The organism is Rhodococcus sp. 06-1460-1B (genome assembly GCF_002258475.1).
Lineage (GTDB): Bacteria > Actinomycetota > Actinomycetes > Mycobacteriales > Mycobacteriaceae > Rhodococcoides > Rhodococcoides fascians.
On the sequence record NZ_NOYS01000020.1, the window covers coordinates 18,034 to 35,537 of the forward strand.

14 protein-coding genes are annotated in these 17,504 nt (G+C 65.8%); 5 read left to right on the forward strand and 9 right to left on the reverse strand.

Annotated features, from left to right (window positions below; all coding sequences use genetic code 11):
- Positions 1–44: 44 nt before the first annotated feature.
- Genes CH268_RS10665 through CH268_RS10680 form a run of 4 tightly spaced genes read right to left on the reverse strand, consistent with a single transcriptional unit; the run spans position 45 to position 4,478 of the window.
- Positions 45–680 carry a hypothetical protein gene (locus CH268_RS10665; RefSeq protein WP_027494512.1) on the reverse strand — a complete coding sequence of 212 codons (636 nt, stop codon included), beginning with the start codon at positions 678–680 and terminating at the stop codon, positions 45–47.
- The gene (locus tag CH268_RS10670) at positions 680–2,371 is read right to left on the reverse strand and encodes a GMC oxidoreductase (protein WP_094663897.1); all 1,692 of its coding nucleotides are present in this window, start codon (positions 2,369–2,371) and stop codon (positions 680–682) included. Before CH268_RS10670 ends, CH268_RS10665 begins: the two co-directional genes overlap by 1 nt.
- Complete coding sequence (locus CH268_RS10675) at positions 2,368–3,876, reverse strand: flavin-containing monooxygenase (RefSeq protein ID WP_255182349.1); 1,509 nt, start codon at positions 3,874–3,876, stop codon at positions 2,368–2,370. The genes CH268_RS10670 and CH268_RS10675 overlap by 4 nt, the downstream gene beginning before the upstream one ends.
- On the reverse strand, positions 3,873–4,478 hold the full coding sequence (locus CH268_RS10680; protein ID WP_371128968.1) for a TetR/AcrR family transcriptional regulator: 606 nt from the start codon (positions 4,476–4,478) through the stop codon (positions 3,873–3,875). Before CH268_RS10680 ends, CH268_RS10675 begins: the two co-directional genes overlap by 4 nt.
- Positions 4,479–4,737: 259 nt before the next feature.
- Here CH268_RS10680 and CH268_RS10685 point away from each other — a divergent pair, with 259 nt between their 5' ends.
- Both CH268_RS10685 and CH268_RS10690 read left to right on the forward strand, forming a co-directional pair.
- Entirely contained in the window at positions 4,738–4,926 is a 189-nt protein-coding gene (locus CH268_RS10685) for a hypothetical protein (protein WP_094663899.1), read from the forward strand.
- Between the two features lie 41 nt (positions 4,927–4,967).
- The gene (locus CH268_RS10690; protein ID WP_094663901.1) at positions 4,968–5,855 is read left to right on the forward strand and encodes a polysaccharide deacetylase family protein; all 888 of its coding nucleotides are present in this window, start codon (positions 4,968–4,970) and stop codon (positions 5,853–5,855) included.
- Positions 5,856–5,882: 27 nt separating this feature from the next.
- Here the strand turns inward: CH268_RS10690 and CH268_RS28195 are convergent, their stop codons facing one another.
- The 3 genes from CH268_RS28195 to CH268_RS10710 form a co-directional block, all read right to left on the reverse strand.
- Positions 5,883–7,751: an HNH endonuclease signature motif containing protein gene (locus CH268_RS28195; RefSeq protein ID WP_255182350.1), complete on the reverse strand. Its 1,869-nt coding sequence runs from the start codon at positions 7,749–7,751 to the stop codon at positions 5,883–5,885.
- A gap of 48 nt (positions 7,752–7,799) precedes the next feature.
- Positions 7,800–8,201: a DUF6855 family protein gene (locus tag CH268_RS10705; protein WP_094663903.1), complete on the reverse strand. Its 402-nt coding sequence runs from the start codon at positions 8,199–8,201 to the stop codon at positions 7,800–7,802.
- 149 nt (positions 8,202–8,350) lie between these two features.
- Positions 8,351–10,159, reverse strand: coding sequence for a multicopper oxidase family protein (locus CH268_RS10710; RefSeq protein WP_094663905.1), 1,809 nt, complete (start codon positions 10,157–10,159; stop codon positions 8,351–8,353).
- A 117-nt stretch (positions 10,160–10,276) separates the two neighbouring features.
- Between CH268_RS10710 and CH268_RS10715 the strand changes: the two genes are divergently transcribed.
- Complete coding sequence (locus tag CH268_RS10715; RefSeq protein WP_094663907.1) at positions 10,277–11,347, forward strand: ABC transporter ATP-binding protein; 1,071 nt, start codon at positions 10,277–10,279, stop codon at positions 11,345–11,347.
- 49 nt (positions 11,348–11,396) lie between these two features.
- Here CH268_RS10715 and CH268_RS10720 read toward each other — a convergent pair whose 3' ends face one another.
- Together CH268_RS10720 and CH268_RS10725 are read right to left on the reverse strand one after the other, a co-directional pair.
- A complete protein-coding gene (locus CH268_RS10720; protein ID WP_027494522.1) occupies positions 11,397–12,419 on the reverse strand; it encodes an aspartate-semialdehyde dehydrogenase in 1,023 nt (340 codons plus the stop codon).
- 2 nt (positions 12,420–12,421) lie between these two features.
- The gene (locus CH268_RS10725) at positions 12,422–13,687 is read right to left on the reverse strand and encodes an aspartate kinase (RefSeq protein WP_027494523.1); all 1,266 of its coding nucleotides are present in this window, start codon (positions 13,685–13,687) and stop codon (positions 12,422–12,424) included.
- A 136-nt stretch (positions 13,688–13,823) separates the two neighbouring features.
- On the opposite strand from CH268_RS10725, the gene CH268_RS10730 reads away from it, so the two are divergent.
- Entirely contained in the window at positions 13,824–15,512 is a 1,689-nt protein-coding gene (locus CH268_RS10730) for an FUSC family protein (protein ID WP_032387964.1), read from the forward strand.
- Between the two features lie 152 nt (positions 15,513–15,664).
- A complete protein-coding gene (gene leuA, locus CH268_RS10735; RefSeq protein WP_094663909.1) occupies positions 15,665–17,476 on the forward strand; it encodes a 2-isopropylmalate synthase in 1,812 nt (603 codons plus the stop codon).
- Positions 17,477–17,504 lie beyond the last annotated feature (28 nt).

Below are 17,504 nucleotides of genomic sequence, written 5' to 3' on the forward strand. Positions count from 1 at the left end.
CCAGCATGCCATCAATCTGTACTAAGTCAAGAAAAGGACTGTCGTCAGGGCACCAGCCGCGCCTCACCCGTCCGCATCGAACCCGACACGATCTGCAACCCGAAATACGTGCCCGACGGCATCCAGCGATCGAGCGTCGGGCCTGACGCATCCACCTCCACCCGAGCCAACCTGGCTTTCCCCTTCAAACTTGCGACGCCGAGAGCCGATCCGCCGGGCACCGGCTGCGCGAACCCGATCGATCCGCGCATCGGAAATGCGGGCCCGAAGCCGCGGGAGCCGGTCCGCACCGACCAGTCCCCACCGCTGACCCCGGCCTTGTTCAGCACGTCGCCGTCGAACTCGGCCAGCACCTTGGGCAGATGCCAGTTGGTCCTGCCGCCGTGCACCGACGTCGCGGAATCGACGGCGATGAACGGCACCGACATGCGCGGAATCTTTCCGACGTCCCGGCGCAACACCGGGCTCGCCAGTATCTCGCGGTAGGGACCGACGGGTGACGTCATGTAGTCGACGACCATGCACATCGTGATCGGCAACGTCTTCGCGCCGGCAGGCGCGAAATCCGACGACCGGGCGCGATGCCACCAGATCGTGGCCCGGACGTTCGCCGGCCACGGCGCAGCGGGGCTGACCGGCCAATCGGTGCGCTCGGTCTCCGACTCGGCGACGCTCCACATCAGGAGTCCCTCCCCACGACGGTCAGCGGCAGGCGCAGCGCGCCCGGCGCGGTCACCGGCACCACCGGGTTGGACGGCTGAACCGGTGCCACCTCGACATAACCCGAGCCGACGGCAGGCCTACGGTCCGGCTCACCCTTGTTGGGCCACAACGCCATTGCCCGCTCGGCCTGCGCGGTGATGGTCAGAGACGGATTGACGCCGAGGTTGGCGCTGACGGCAGAACCGTCGAGCACGTGCAAGCCCTCGTACCCGTACACCCGCTGGTAGCCGTCGATCACACCGGTATTCGGTGAATCACCGATGGCGCAGCCGCCGAGGAAGTGCGCGGTCATCGGAATGTTGACGATCTCGGCGATCGACCCGCCCGGATCGCCGCCGATCTTGTCGGCGAGCAACCTGATGGCCGTGTGCCCCTGCGGAATCCACTGCGGCGGCGGATCGCCCGCCCCGGGCCGACTCGTCAGACGACGCCCGAACGGCCCCTTCTTCGAGCCGAGTTCGAGGGAGTTGTCGTCGGTCTGCATCACCAGAGCGATGACGGTGCGTTCGGACCACCGATGGACCGACAGACTGCGGGCCGCCGCGCCGGGGTGACGCAGCGCCACACCGAGCGTCTTCAGAATCCGCGGCATCTTGCCGCCACCGTCGCTCAGAACGGTCTGCAGCAGCCCGATCGCGTTGCTGCCCTTGCCGTATCGCACCGGTTCGATGTGCGTGTGATCGTCCGGGTGGAACGACGAAGTGATCGCCACTCCCTCGTGGTAATCGACCTCGCGTCCGCGCGCCGTTGCGGCCAGCACGGCCTCGGAGTTGGTACGTACCAACGAACCGATCTTGTTCGACAGCCGCGGCAACGAGCCCTTCTCCTTCGCGGCGAGCATGAGCTTCTGCGTTCCGTAGGTGCCGGCCGAGAAAACCACCTGATCGGCGGTGATCGTCTTCTCCTTGCGGCGCAGCTTGCCCCCGGTCCTGCGCGTCACCACGTCGTAGCCGCTGCCGTTCGGGCGGACGTCCACGACGGTCGTCAGCGGAAGGATGTGTGCGCCTGCTCGTTCGGCGAGATAGAGGTAATTCTTGACGAGGGTGTTCTTCGCGCCGACGCGGCAACCCGTCATGCACGAACCACACTCGGTGCACCCGGTCCGCTCGGGGCCGGCACCACCGAAGAACGGGTCGGGTGCGGTCTTGCCACGGTCACCGAAGTAGACGCCCACGGGAGTAGAGGTGAACGTGTCGCCCACGCCCATGTCCTCGGCGACCTCCTTCATGACCTTGTCCGAGGCAGTGATCGTCGGGTTCGTCTCGACCCCGAGCATCCGACGCGCCTGGTCGTAGTACGGATTCAGCTCACGCTTCCAGTCCGTGATGGCACCCCACTGCGGGTCCTCGAAGAACTTGGTCGGCGGCTGGTACAGCGTGTTGGCGTAGTTAAGCGAGCCTCCGCCGACGCCTGCCCCCGCCATCACCAGCACGTCGGGCAACAGGTGGATACGTTGGACGCCGTAGCAGCCGAGCGCCGGAGCCCACAGGTACTTGCGCAAACGCCAACTGGTCTTGGGCAATTCGTGATCGGCGAACCGTCGGCCGGATTCCAACACCGCCACCCGGTAGCCCTTCTCGACTGCCCGCAGCGCGGCGACGCTCCCGCCGAACCCGGAGCCGATGATCAGTACGTCGTAGTCGCTCATGCGGAAACCGCCTTCTTGTCTGATTCACGGGCGTCTGAGACGAGTCGGTAATTCGAGGTGTCGAACGTTCGCGTCTTGTTGCGGAACCGGAACGTGTACGTGGGCCACATCGTCGAGTTGCGTCCGTTGGCGTCGAGGTACCAGCTCGAGCAGCCGCCGGCATTCCAGACCGTGCCGTCGAGAGAAGAGTCGACCCACGAGTTGTGCTGCTGCTGAGCGGATTCGGACACCTCGACGGCGGTTGCATGATGGTCCCGCATCTCGCTGAGCGCCGAGACGACGTAATTGGCCTGCGACTCGAGCATGTAGACGATCGAACTGTGCCCGAGATTGGTGTTGGGGCCGTACATCAGGAAGAGGTTCGGGAACCCGGCGACGGTGGTACCCAGGTGGGCCTGCGGGCTACCGCCCCAGCGCTCCGCGAGAGTACGACCATCGCTGCCGCGCAACAGATGCGACACCGGCGGTTCGGTCGGGGTGAACCCCGTCGCGAAGATGATGGTGTCCACCTCGTAGTTGCGGCCCGACGCGTCGACGACGCCGTTCTCGGTCACCGACGTCAGGCCCGATGTCACCAGGTCGACGTCGGGTCGATCCAGCGTCCGCAGCCAATCATTGGACAGCAGAAGACGTTTGCAGCCGGGTGCGTAGTCGGGGGTCAGAGCCGCCCTCTTCGTCGGGTTCTTGACCTGACGCTTCAGATTGGCCTTCGCGAATGCCTTGACGGCGGGCAACATCCACGGATTGTCGGCCAGAACGGTCACATATGCCTCGCGGTACCCGTAGATGATGCCGCGAACCGCGCGATGAGCCGCGGGGACCTTCTCGTACAAAGTCCGCTCGACCCGGCCGATGGTGCGGTCCAGGCGCGGGATGACCCAGGCCGGTGTGCGCTGAAAGACGGTGAGCCGCTGGGCCTTGTCGACGATCTCGGGCACGAACTGCACCGCCGACGCTCCGGTGCCGATCACGGCGACGCGCTCCCCGGTGAGATCGTGCTCGTGGTTCCACGTCGCGGAGTGAAACACCGTTCCCTGGAATGTGTCGATGCCCGGCACGTCGGGGATCTTCGGCGTCGACAGTGCGCCGGTGGCGGCCACGAGAACCCTGACGCTCGCCGCACCCTTCGAGGTCTGCACGGTCCACCGCTGGTCCGTGTCACTCCAATCGGCCGACAGCAGTTCGCAATCGGTGACGATGCGATCCCGCAGGTTCAGCCGCTCGACCACCGATTGGAGGTAGTCGAACAGCTCCGGTTGGCGCGCGAAGGTGTGACTCCACTTCGGGCTCGGCGCGAACGAGAACGAGTACAGCGACGTCGGGACATCGCACGCACACCCGGGGTAAGTGTTGTCCCGCCATGTGCCGCCCACCTCCGACGCTCGCTCGATGACGGTCACGTCGGCACTCGGATCAGCGGCGAGGATCTTCGCCACCGCGGCGAGGCCGGCAAAACCGGCTCCGACGACGAGCACGTCGAGTTGTTGGGGCAGTGCAGAATTCACGAGTCCATCACCTTTTCGGACCAGACAGGGAGGAGCCGTCCGCGCAGCTGCGCGTCGGCTTCGGGAGTACGGAACAGAGCCGATACAGCGAGCCCGCGTGCCAGCTCGACGCTGAGCTCGATGGACTCGGTGGACATGCGGCTACCCATGACGATCTGAGCGCCGCTCTGGATGGCCTCGGCGACGCGGCGTTCGAGCGGAACCATTGCCTCGTGCAGAGCCGGATCGGTACGGGCCGCGACCCACAGCTCGAGCGCGGCATAGAACAGCGGGCCCGAGAACGCGTCGACGAGGATCTCGGGTCCGCGCTCCGGATCGGGCTCGGCTTCCAGAATTTCGGACAGGCGGCGGTCGACGAGATGCTCGACGGCAGCGGTCACCAACGTCTCCTTGGTCGGGAAGTGGTGCAGCTGCGCTCCGCGGGACACACCGGCACGCCGCGCGATCTCCTGCGTGCTGGTCTTCGAGAAACCCAGCTCGACGAGGCACTCGATGGCTGCATCGAGCAACTTTGCGCGGGTCCCCGCGGTGCGTTCGGCCTGCGTGCGGCGCGGGGTAGGCGCTCCGTCGCTGAGCTCTGTGTCGGTAGTCACACTTCGCACAGTAGCGTCAAAACAACAAACAGTCCAGCCTGACTTTAAGTTTTGTCTTAACTGCGCTCATCACTCCGATCTCGACGAAGACCCCGCCATCGCGAGAGCCAATCGTCGCGCGGATATCGGGCACACCCACGTTCCAGGGGGGCGGGCACGTCTCACGTCGACGGAAAGGATCCACCGTGACCGGCAATTCGGTGCGTCCCCAGGACGCACTTCCAACGAATGATCCTCGTTCGACGGACTCCGGATAAGGAAAGGCACCGTGGCGGCGTTCGTCGCGAATGCGCACGCGCTCCGCGACGTGGAACCCGGGACCACGGCTCACGACGAACTGGTCGCGACGCTGAAAGAGCTGGCACCGCAGCTGGCGGCAATCGGAGTGTTCGAGGTGTTCGAGCCACGGGACCCGCAGATCGCCCACCTGGTGGACGTCGCGACTCAGACCGACTGACCGACAGTTTGTGCCGACTCGCCGCGGGCAATACCCCGGCCATGGCTCTCCCCTCACACGGCCGCTTCGAGTACTCCCCCATCGTCGATCGGCCTCGGTTCGAGTGGCCCGGCGGCGCACGTCTCGCGGTGTACGTCGCGGTCAACTGCGAGCACTTTCCGTACGACGACGGGCAGCCCGGCCTCGGTTACACGCCTGCAATGGACCAACCCAACACGTACAACTGGGGCTGGCGTGAATACGGCAATCGCGTCGGCGGCTTCCGCATCGCAGAGACACTGCAGCAGTGCGGAATTCGACCGACATTGCTGGTCAATACCGAGGTGTACGAGCACGCCCCGCAGCTGACCGCGGCGTTCCGAGCACTCGACGCCGAGGTCGTCGCACACGGCCGAACGAACGCGGTGCAACCGAACGATCAAGACGAGGACACCGAACGTCGCTCCATCGAGGATGTCACCGCCGCGATCGAACGACACGAGGGAGCACCGCCCAGAGGATGGATGAGCCCAGGTGCCAACCCGAGCCGCGTCACCGAGGACATCCTCGCGGAGCACGGTTACCAGTACACCTTGGACTGGCCCGTCGACGACCAACCGGTGTGGCTACAGACCCGCGGCGGCCCGCTGCTCAGCGTCCCGTATCCCCACGAGATCAACGATCTGCCGATGTTCGTCCATCACCATCAGACCGCAGAAGCGTTCGAGCACAACATCATCGGAAGCTTCGACGAGCTGAAGGAGAACTCGGCAAGGCAACCGGTGGTGCTCGCGATCTCCGTGCACACCTTCCTGACGGGACAGCCCTACCGACTGCGACGGTTCCGTGCTGCACTCGAGCACATGACCGCCAACAACGACGGCGTCTGGTTCACCACCCCCGGCGACATCGCGGCGCACTACCGCACGGTTGTACCTCCCGTCCGATAGATCGGCTGGACCGCTGTCGGCGTGGAGTCAGGCTGCTCGTTGTTTTCGTCGGTGGTAGCTGGGGAGGGGTTCCTGTCTGGGGTCGACGGATTCGGGTGGGATGGCGTAGGGGTGTCCGTCGTCGCCCATGATGAGCTGCCAGTCGCCGTGGTGGACGAGGCGGTGGCATTCTCCGCAGACGAGCGCGAGGTTGTTCAGGTCGGTGCGGCCGCCGTGTTCCCAGAATCTGATGTGGTGGGCTTGACACCACTGTACGGGGCGGCCGCACATGACGCAGCAGGTGTCGCGGATGGTCAGGGCGATGCGTTGGTCGTCGCTGGCGAGTCTGGTGGTTCGTCCGAGCGCGAGTGGTACGCCGTGGTGGTCGACGATGACGGGGGTCAGGTCGGCGTCGCAGGTGACGAGTTCGGCGAGGAAGCGGCTGATGGGGCCGGTCCAGTCGAGGTGGAACGGCCAGTCCGCGTCGCCCGGCTTGGGGACAGACTTCTGCCCGGCACCATCACCATCGGCTGAAGCTTCGCCGCAAGCAGCAGCGCCTCCCCTCTCGGGCACAGACTTCTCCCCGGCGTTACTGCCACCGCCGCGAGGACCAGCGTCGCCCGGGTCGGGCGCAGTCTCCTTCCCGGCACGGTCGAAATCGCCACCATCACCACCGGACGCTGCTTGGCCGCGAGCAGCCATACTCCCTGGGCTGGAGGCAGACCTATGCCCGGCGCTACTACCACCGCCACCACCATTCGCCGCTGCTTCGCCGCGAGGATCTGCGTCGCCCCGCTCGGGCACAGTTTTCTGCCCGGCACCACCACATCCGGATGCCGCTTCGCCGTGAGCAGCGATATCCCCTCGAGCCACTCCATGCGGACGCGAGCCGTTGCTGTCGCCGCCGTTCGAGGAGCTCCCCGCGCCCGTACCGGTGTCGCCCGATTCGGTTGCGGTGCTACCCGATTGCTTGTTGCCGCCGTGGGCGAGCAAGTCCCGCAGGGGAACGATCAGGTGCACCGACGCCCGCGACCCGCCCGCCGACCCCCGGGTGCCGCCGCGGAGGTGCCGGTCGAGGATCTGATCGAGTGCATCGGCCCGGCGCTTCGACGGGCTGCGTGGGTCGCGCTCCCCGCCGGGCCCCGGCCGCGGTGCCGTCAACTGCGACAGAGCGGTGAGAAGCTTCTCGGCGAGCAACCGGTCGATGTCGCCACCGAACTGGAAGCGGCCGTTGGCCAGCGGGTGCAGGTCGAACCGGTTCAGTGCCGGGTTTTCCGACACCGGTAGCGGTGCAGGCGTCGGCGGAACAGGCTCGGGCGCAGGCGGTTCCGGATCAGGAAGCCTTCCGGTGGAGGTCGCCGCATCATCTCTGCGCCGCTCCTGATCGTGACGCTCGCGTTCCCGCTGTTCCTGCTCTCGGCGTTGTTTCTCGGCATTCGCGTGTCGTGCTCGGGCGTCGTCCGCGGCCGCATGCGCCAAAGCCTGTGCGCGGGAGGTCACCTGGCCGGCGGTGCTGCGCATCGCGGTGTCGAGCAATTCGTCGACAATTCCGTCGCGCCGGTCCTGATCCAACGTCGGGTCGGCCACCAGGACGACGTCGTATCCCTCGGCAATCGCGGCGGCATGTGCGGCATGGATGCGGCCATCGGCGAGGGCGTCGAGCACCGTGGGGTGATCGAACAGCCAGTACCCCAGTGCGTTCTGGCGGGCGGCGGATCCGTCGGTGATCCGTATCGATCGGGCGTACCAGCGGGTGACGGACGAGTGCCCGAGTTTCATCGCCAAACCACGTCGGTCGATCTCTGCGAGCAACGTCAATCGAGTTGCGGCGAGGGCATTTTCGAGAGAGGTCACGTCGGCGAGCTCGGAGACCAATTCCTGGTCCCCGAGCTCGAACACATCCCCCCATGTCTTCACCCCACGAAAGCTATACCCACCCACCGACAGACTTTTTCGATGACTCCGTTACAACGCACGCACGCTGTTGTTCCGCGCAGTGTGGGTCAGTTCGGCAAGGCCGAGCTCTTCGAGTAGCGGTGGCAGATACATGCCGAACCGGCCGCGGTATCCGTTCCTGAGCCCGTACCAACCACCGACCGGGTTGTCCGGCGAGCGTCCCCACGCTTCGACCGTGTCCGGCGCAGCCGGCTTCTTCTCGTCAGCGGCACCGAGCAATACCCAGTCGCCACGTTCGGTGAGCCAACCGTGCAGGTCTTCGATTGCCTCGATGCGGTATCGCAGAGTCGTCGACCCCACCTGGCACACGAGGGCAGGTGGCTCGTGGTCGGGATCGCGGTACATGGTGTACGCCGAGGTGCCGGGGGCGGTGGTGAGAGCCCACGGGTCGGATTTCGTTCCGCTGGTCATGGCCTGGGTCCGTTCCGTTGTCGCAGTCGGCCGACGGGCAGAAAGATCGACCGAGCACGGTGAGTGCCTTACAAGGCACGGTCAGTGTGGGCCGACCTGACGGCGAGCACAACCAACTCCCGACCCCTGGACAGGTTCGGCGTCGTGCGTCACGGAGCGACGGTGCGGTACCGCAGCATCATTTCGTGGTCCTCGTGGTCGAGCATGTGGCAGTGCCACATGTACCCCTGCAGCTCACTGGAACCGCCCATGTCATGCCCACCGTGTTCGCCGCCGTGGTGTGCGGCCGGTCCCGCGAACGTGGCATCGGGATCGAAGCCGAGTTCGTCGGCCGTCGGGAATCGGACGAGAATCTGGGTGACGGTGCCCGGGTACGTGTTGACGGTATCTTTCCACCCGGCTTCCCAGGTGGCCGGCGGCACCGAGGGCCCGGTGAGGAACTTCTCCACCGGCGGAGCCCATTTGGTGCCGAACGTCGGCCGGGGGAAGTCGCGTTGGTACGCCGCGATGTCGATGGGAATTCGCCCCAGCGTCCGAAAGTGCGCTAGGTGCAGGTGAATCGGGTGCGGCTCGACCGTCGTGTTGACGATGTTCCACATCTCCACGGTGCCCTGCTTGGGCATCTCGATGTCCGGGTCGGAGTACCGCAGGTTGTTCAAGTTCATCAGCGTCATGTCGAGGTTCAGCCCACCGGAGGGCTGGTTGACGGTGACGGTGCGCGAGAAAGTGGGTGTCGGCAACGCGGGCAACAGATCCGGCTGCCCCTTTCCCCCGCGCAGCAACGACGGCATGCCACCCCGGAACCCCGCCGCGGACGCGACGCGGAACTGGCAGAACATCGGCATCGGGACGGCTCCGAGCGACGCGGCCTGCGCCGGCGGCGGCTCGTCGTTGAGCAACTCGACCAACGCCCCTGCCTCGACGGCTCCGAAGTCGACGAGGATGTCGGCGCGCTCGGCGGGTGCGAGCCGGATGCTGGTGGTCTCCACCGGTGCGTCGAGTAATCCACCGTCGTTTCCGATGACCCAGAATCGTAACTTGTTGGTGAAGAAGAGGTTCCACACGCTGTACGACCCGGCGTTGACGAGCCGCAGCCGGTACATGCCCCGGGCCACTTCCATCGTCGGCCAGATCTTGCCGTTGACGACGCCGACGTCGCCGGTACCGCCACCCTCCCACTTACCCTGCGGCACAGTGATATTGGAGCGGATACTCATGCTGCCGTCTGGATTCATGATCTTTTCCTGCAGCACCAACGGCAACTCGAACTCACCCGAAGGCAGACCGAGCGCATTGTCGGATGTACCGGTGTCCCAACGATCACGGACGAGGTTCATCCCGAGCAGGCCCGCGTAGACGTTGATGCGCGTCATCGACATGGCGTGGTCGTGGTACCACAGCCCGGCAGCATCATTGAGCCCGGAAAAATTGTGCGTCATCGACTCACCCGGGCGCACCAGCATCTCGGAGTGCCCGTCGCTCGCGGGTTCGGTGACGGCACCGTGCAGGTGCAGTGCCGTCGGCGTCATCGTGCGATCCATCTCGCTCATGCCGTGCAGCGAGGTGTCGACGTCGGCGGCGAGTGGGTTGCCTGCGGTGGTGTTGGAGTACTTCAGCGTCCACGGCTCGCCCTGCTGCGATTCGATGGTGGGCCCGAGGTAGTCGCACTGACCGTAGCCGAACGTAGGCCCGGGCCTGAGATCGGCGTGGAAAGAGTGGGTGGCGCTGTGCGCGTCGAGGGAGATCTCGGTACCGCTGATCAGCGGCAACCGCGGTAGCTCGTCACGGAACGACGTCAGCTGCGGCGAATGGAACAGCAGTGGGCTCTGCCCTCGGAGGAAGTCGTCGGCCAGCGCTCGACGCGTCGTCGACGCCACGGGTATCGCGGCTGCTCCGGCTGCCACTGCGGCCGCCGCCAGCCCACGTAGGGCGGTGCGTCTGGACACGGAGCCGCTCACCCGGCCACCTTCCTCCTGGTTGTGATGGGGCCCATACTATGTGCTGGTCGGCTCCCGCCGTCACCCCACACTCGGATCGTCCGGCACGTTCCTGCCGGTGGAGGGATCTATTTCGTCATGGCAACAATTTCTTTCGAGCGCACGACCAGGCTTTTTCCCGGCTCCGACACCCCCGCGGTGAACGAGCTCGACCTGCACATCGAGGACGGTGAGTTCCTCGTTCTGGTCGGCCCCTCCGGGTGCGGCAAGTCGACGTCGCTCCGGATGCTCGCCGGGCTCGAGGAGGTCAACTCGGGACGCATCCTCATCGGCGGCAAGGACGTCACCAATTCCGAACCCAAGGATCGCGATATCGCGATGGTGTTCCAGAACTACGCGCTGTACCCCCACATGACCGTCGCCGAGAATATGGGGTTCGCGCTCAAGCTGGCGAAGGCGAACAAGGAGGACATTCGCACTCGCGTCGAGGAGGCCGCCAAGCTACTCGACCTCGAGCCGTACCTCGACCGCAAGCCCAAGGCGCTCTCCGGCGGCCAGCGGCAGCGAGTTGCCATGGGGCGCGCCATCGTTCGGCAGCCCCAGGTGTTTTTGATGGACGAGCCGCTGTCCAATCTCGACGCCAAACTGAGGGTTCAGACGCGGACGCAGATCGCTCAGTTGCAGCGTCGGCTCGGCACGACGACGGTCTACGTCACGCACGATCAGGTCGAGGCCATGACGATGGGTGATCGCGTCGCCGTCCTGAAAGGTGGTGTGCTGCAACAGTGCGCCACCCCGCGTGAGCTCTACCGAACCCCGGTCAACGCATTCGTCGCCGGGTTCATGGGCTCACCGTCGATGAATCTGTTCCGCGCTCCGGTCACCGACGGCGGCGTCCGCCTGGCCGATCAGGTAGTCCCGGTCCCACGTCAGACGCTCGGTTCCGCCACCGAGGTGATGTTCGGCATTCGTCCCGAGCACATCGAGATCGCGAGCAGCGGAATACCTCTCGAGATCGACGTCGTCGAAGAGCTCGGTTCCGAGGCCTTCGTGTTCGGCCGCGCGGACATCAACGGCCGGACCGAAACCATTGTCGCTCGGGCCGATTGGCGCAGTCCACCCGAGAAGGGCGATCGCGTTCACGTCCGCATCGACGAAGCCCATGCGCACATCTTCGACGCCTCCGCCGAAGGTCACCGCCTGAACTGACCGTCGTGCGCGTTGTGCGTACCCCTGGGGACACACAACGCGCACGACCTCAGACCAGGAGCTCGGCGATCTGAATAGTGTTGAGCGCGGCACCCTTACGCAGGTTGTCGCCCGAGACGAACAGCGCGAGTCCGCGGCCCTCGGGGACGCCCGGATCCTGGCGGATGCGGCCGACGAGGGAGTCGTCCTTGCCTGCGGCTTCCAGCGGCGTCGGTACGTCGACCAGCGAGACACCCGGTGCCGAGGCCAGCAGTTCACGAGCGCGTTCCACTGACAGCGGTGAAGCGAACTCGGCGTTGATCGACAGCGAGTGCCCGGTGAAGACCGGAACGCGCACGCAGGTGCCACTGACCAGCAGGTCGGGCAGTCCGAGGATCTTGCGCGATTCGTTGCGTAGCTTCTGGTCCTCGTCCGTCTCGCCGGATCCGTCGTCGACCAACGCGCCGGCCAGCGGCAGGACGTTGAACGCGATGGGCGCGACGTACTTGTTCGGGGCCGGGAAATCGACCGACGAACCGTCGTGCACCAGTTTTTCGACGTCGTCGATGACGGCGCGTGCCTGAGTGGCGAGCTCGTCGACGCCGGCGAGGCCGCTACCGGACACCGCCTGGTAACTCGAAACGATCAACCGCTGCAAGCCGGCTTCGTCGTGCAGCACCTTGAGCACCGGCATGGCGGCCATGGTGGTGCAGTTGGGGTTGGCGATGATGCCGCGGGGCGGGTTCTTCGCCGCCTCGGGGTTGACCTCGCTGACCACCAGCGGCACATCGGAGTCCTTGCGGAACGCCGACGAGTTGTCGATGACGGTGGCACCTGCGGCAGCGAATCGCGGTGCCTGCTCACGCGAAAGCGTGGCACCGGCCGAGAACAGTGCGATGTCGATACCGGTGAGGTCCGCGGTGGACGCGTCCTCGACGATGATCTCCTCGCCGCGGAACGGCAGCTTCTTGCCCGCCGAGCGTGCGGAGGCGAAGAATCGAACGGTGTCGGCGGGAAAGTTGCGCTCCTCCAACAGGGTTCGCATGACGGCACCGACCTGGCCGGTGGCTCCTACGACTGCAACTGTGGTCATGGCTATCGTCCTGTTCCTGCGTGTACGACGGCTTCTTCGTCGCCGCCGAGATCGAAGGCGGCGTGCAGTGCGCGCACGGCGTCGTCGAGCTGAGTGTCGCTGCACAGCACCGAGATACGGATCTCGGAGGTGCTGATGAGATCGATGTTGATGCCGGCGTCGGCGAGGGCCTCACAGAACGTCGCGGTGACGCCGGGGTGGCTCTTCATACCGGCACCGACGAGCGAGACCTTGCCGATGTGGTCGTCGTAGAGCACCTGTGCGAAGCCGATATCGGCCTGCAGCTTGGTGAGCTTCTCCACTGCCGTCGGGCCGTCGGCCTTGGGGCAGGTGAAGGTGATGTCGGTCTTGCCGGTGTCGATCTTGGAGACGTTCTGCAACACCATGTCGATGTTGATCTCGGAGTCGGCCACGGCGCGAAAGACCTTGGCGGCGTAGCCCGGTGTGTCGGGCAGACCGACGACGGTGACCTTCGCCTCGCTGCGATCGTGTGCGACGCCGGTGAGAATTGCTTCTTCCACTGGAATGTCCTCCATAGATCCGGAGACGATCGTTCCGGGTTTGGTGGTGTACGACGAGCGCACGTGAACGGGAACGTTGTAACGACGGGCATATTCGACGCAGCGCAGCATGAGCACCTTCGCGCCGCAGGCTGCCATTTCGAGCATCTCCTCGAACGAGACGGTCTCGAGGTGGCGAGCGTTGGGGACGATGCGCGGGTCTGCGGTGAAGATGCCGTCGACGTCGGTGTAGATCTCGCAGACGTCGGCGTTCAATGCCGCGGCGAGCGCGACGGCGGTGGTGTCGGACCCACCACGACCTAGCGTCGTGACGTCCTTGCTGTCCTGGCTGACGCCCTGGAAGCCGGCGACGAGCACGATCGACCCCTCGTCGAGAGCGCTGCGGACGCGGCCGGGGGTGACGTCGATGATCTTGGCGTTGCCGTGCACGCTGGTGGTGACGACGCCTGCCTGGGAACCGGTGAACGACCGTGCCTCGGCGCCGAGCGAGTGGATGGCCATCGCGACCAGTGCGTTGGAGATGCGTTCACCCGAGGTGAGCAGCATGTCCATCTCGCGAGCAGGCGGGGCCGGGCACACCTGCTGTGCCAGGTCGAGCAGTTCGTCGGTGGTGTCGCCCATCGCCGATACGACGACGACAACGTCGTTGCCCGCCTTCTTGGTCTCGACGATTCGTTCAGCGACGCGTCGGATACGTTCGGCGGTCCCCACCGACGATCCACCGTACTTCTGGACGATGAGAGCCACGCGTTTTACCTCCGCTGGATAGCCGACAATCGTTCGATTGTCCGCGGGTCACCTTACCGAGCGAATGCCCCGAGCAGTGGGCCGGGTAGCTCCGAGCTGGGACTTTAGGGCCTCTCGCCTGCCTTAACATGTTCGAGTGACCGTTCCCGAACATCTCCCACCACCGCCGGCTCGAGGCCTGAAGGTGCTCTTCGGGCTCCCCGCCGTCGGCCGGCGCTGGCCCGGTGGACTGCGTTCGGCGCTGGCGTTCGGTGTTCCGGCGATCCTGGCGTGGCTGCTCGGATTCCACACCGAGGCACTACTAGTGGTCTCCGGCAGTTTTGCGGTGATCTACGGCGAAGGCCGCCCCTATCGATCGCGCTGGTGGGTAGTCCTGACCGCAGGGGCCGCCCTGGTGGCCTCGGTGTGGCTGGGCGCGACGGCCGGTCGGCTCGCCCTCGACTTCGGCGAGACCGGGTGGGCGCGGATGATCCCGGTGACCGTGTTGTCCGTTCTCGCTCTCGTCGCGGTCTACGTCGTGGCAGCGCTGCGACTCGGCCCGCCCGGAGCCTTCTTCTTCGTGCTGGTGTGCGCGGTGGCGTCGTACCTCCCTGCCGCCGACATCAGCGCGACCCGCGGCGCCGTGTGCGCGGCGATCGGGGTGGCGTCGGCGCTGGTGGTCGCGATGTCCGGGGTGGTGCGTGACCCGAGGGGTCCCGAACGGGCGGCCGTCGGTGCGGCCGTGGCGGCGATCGAGAAGTACACGGCATCGCCGACGGCGTCCGTGGGCGATCGACATACCGCCGCCTCGCGTCTTCACGCGGCGTGGGCTGCGGTGTACGAGGCCGGGTCGACGCGCGGGACCTCGCGCCCCGCGCTGGTACAGACCCTGTTCGACGCCCATCTCGCGTTTGCGGCTGCCACGAGGGCGCGCGCCGGTGCAGTCCCGGATCCGGAAAGTGCGGTGGAATCGCCACGAGATCAGCTGCCGCTGGCTCGTCCGGGCATCGGGTATCGGTTGAAGCGGTCGTTGCATCGAGATTCGCACGCGGCGTCGACGGCGATCCGGGTGTTCTGCGCGGCGGCAGGTGCCGGCGGGATCAGTGTGGCGATGGGTTTGAGCAGGCCGGATTGGGCGATCCTCGGCGCGGTCCTGGTGCTCCAGCAGGGGCCGGATCGTGTGCACGGGACGTACCGCGGCATGCAGAGGCTCGGCGGAACGCTGGCCGGAGTGGTGCTGTTCTCGGCGATCTATCTTTCGCCGCTGACCGGTCTCGCGGTGATCGTGGTGTTGATGGTGCTGCAGTTCGCGATCGAGATCAGTGTGGCGCGCAATTACGGTCTCGCCGTCACGTTCATCACCCCACTCGCGTTACTGATGGGCACCATCTCGCATCCGGGCGCTCCGCTCGGCGGCATCGTCGTCGATCGGGTGGTGGAGACCGCGGTGGGCGTCGCCCTTGCCTTCGCGGCGCTGTGGTTGTTGTTACCGGGCGCTTTTCGGCGCGCGCTGCTGTGGTCAGATCGACGGGTTCTGGAGTTGACCGACCGATTGTTGACGGCCCTCCGAAGCGAAAACGTTTCGGCGGCAGCCACTATGGAGCTACGACGAGATATCCAGTTCGAGCTGGTCGGTGCCGCGCTCGCGGGAGCCGAAGCGGCGCACAACGATCGCCGCTGGGCGCATCGAATGTGGGACAGGCATGCAGAGGTCGACCACCTCGGATACGAACTGCTCGCACGGTGTTGGACCGCGGACGATGTCGGACGACCGAACGACATCGATCAGTGGCAACGCAGGCACGACACCGTGACCGGAAAATTCGACTCCCGAACCCTGGGGTAGGCGGTCGGTCTGCGGTAGTACACTCACCCCATGCTGCGAGCTCTCCTTCTTAACAGCCGCGACGGGGTCTGAGACCAGACTGGCTTCCCGTCGCGGGGTTCGTTGCGCCGGTCGAACACCATTGCTCTGATCTGTACGGAGAGACGAAGACCATGTCACCAGCCGACGCATTCACCTCGGGATCTCGCACCATCACCCCGCCCTCGCGGCCCGCGCCCAGCGACCAGCCAGCGTGGAACACCCAGAAGAACTCCTCGATGCCCACGTTCCGTTATCGGCCGTTCGCCGAGGAAGTGGAGCCCATTACCCTCCCCGACCGTACGTGGCCGGACAAGATCATCGACCGGACGCCGCAGTGGTGTGCAGTCGATCTGCGTGACGGCAACCAGGCGTTGATCGATCCGATGAGCCCCGCGCGCAAGCGCCGGATGTTCGACCTGCTCGTTCGGATGGGCTACAAGCAGATCGAGGTCGGCTTCCCGTCCGCCAGCCAGACCGACTTCGACTTCGTCCGCGAGATCATCGAGGACGGCGCGATTCCCGACGACGTCACCATCCAGGTTCTGACGCAGTGCCGTCCCGAGCTGATCGAGCGCACGTTCGTCGCGTGCGAGGGCGCTCGCAGCGTCATCGTGCACTTCTACAACTCGACGTCGATCCTGCAGCGCAAAGTGGTGTTCCGGGCCGATCGTGACGTCATCAAGAAGATCGCGACCGACGGTGCTCGCAAGGTTCTCGAAGAAGCGGCAAAGTTCCCCGATACCGACTGGCGCTACGAGTACTCCCCCGAGTCCTACACCGGCACCGAACTCAGCTACGCCAAAGAGGTGTGCGACGCGGTCACCGCCGTCATCGACCCGACGCCCGAGAAGCCTCTGATCCTGAACCTGCCGGCCACCGTCGAGATGGCGACGCCGAACGTCTACGCCGACTCGATCGAGTGGATGAGCCGCAACCTCGATCGTCGCGACAGCATCGTGCTGTCTCTGCACCCGCACAACGACCGCGGAACCGGTGTTGCCGCAGCCGAACTGGGCTACCAGGCCGGTGCCGATCGCATCGAGGGATGCCTGTTCGGCAACGGTGAGCGCACCGGCAACGTCTGCCTGGTCACGCTCGGCCTGAATCTGTTCACCCGCGGCGTCGATCCGCAGATCGACTTCTCCAACATCGACGAGATTCGTCGCACGGTCGAGTACTGCAACCAGTTGCCCGTCGCCGAGCGCCACCCCTACGGCGGCGACCTGGTGTACACCGCGTTCTCGGGCAGCCATCAGGACGCCATCAACAAGGGCCTCGATGCCATGAAAGTCACGGCAGACGAACAGGGTTCGGACATCGGCGACATCACCTGGCAGGTGCCGTACCTGCCCATCGACCCCAAGGACGTCGGACGCACCTACGAGGCCGTCATCCGCGTCAACTCGCAGTCCGGCAAGGGCGGCGTCGCGTACATCATGAAGTCCGATCACGGACTGAACCTGCCGCGTCGCCTGCAGATCGAGTTCTCCCAGGCCGTCCAGCGCATCACCGACGGTGAGGGCGGCGAGGTCTCGCCGAAGGAGATGTGGGACGTCTTCGCCGAGGAGTACCTGACGCCGATCCGTCCGCTCGAGCGCATCAAGCAGTCGGTACAGGCTGCCGAGATCGACGGCGGAACCGACACCATCACCGCCACGGTCAAGGTCGACGGCGTCGAGCAGGAAATCTCCGGCTCCGGCAACGGGCCCCTCGCCTCGTTCGTCGACGCGCTGTCGACCATCGGTTACGACGTCAGCGTCCTCGACTACTCCGAGCACGCACTGTCCGCAGGCGACGACGCCCAGGCCGCCGCTTACGTCGAAGCCTCGGTCACCTCGCCCGCAGGTGTCGCTACCACCGTGTGGGGCGTCGGAATTGCTACCTCGATCACCACCGCGTCACTGCGTGCCGTCGTCTCGGCCGTGAACCGCGCGCTGAAGTAACTTCGCTGCTCGACGAAAAGCCGCCCAT

Excerpts from the sequence above, each read along its gene's own strand:
- CH268_RS10665 (WP_027494512.1), bottom strand. The coding sequence starts at position 680 with ATGTGGAGCGTCGCCGAGTCGGAGACCGAGCGCACCGATTGGCCGGTC.
- CH268_RS10720 (WP_027494522.1), bottom strand. The coding sequence starts at position 12,419 with ATGACCACAGTTGCAGTCGTAGGAGCCACCGGCCAGGTCGGTGCCGTC.
- CH268_RS10705 (WP_094663903.1), bottom strand. The coding sequence starts at position 8,201 with ATGACCAGCGGAACGAAATCCGACCCGTGGGCTCTCACCACCGCCCCC.
- CH268_RS10715 (WP_094663907.1), top strand. The coding sequence starts at position 10,277 with ATGGCAACAATTTCTTTCGAGCGCACGACCAGGCTTTTTCCCGGCTCC.
- leuA (WP_094663909.1), top strand. The coding sequence starts at position 15,665 with ATGTCACCAGCCGACGCATTCACCTCGGGATCTCGCACCATCACCCCG.
- CH268_RS10690 (WP_094663901.1), top strand. The coding sequence starts at position 4,968 with ATGGCTCTCCCCTCACACGGCCGCTTCGAGTACTCCCCCATCGTCGAT.
- CH268_RS10670 (WP_094663897.1), bottom strand. The coding sequence starts at position 2,371 with ATGAGCGACTACGACGTACTGATCATCGGCTCCGGGTTCGGCGGGAGC.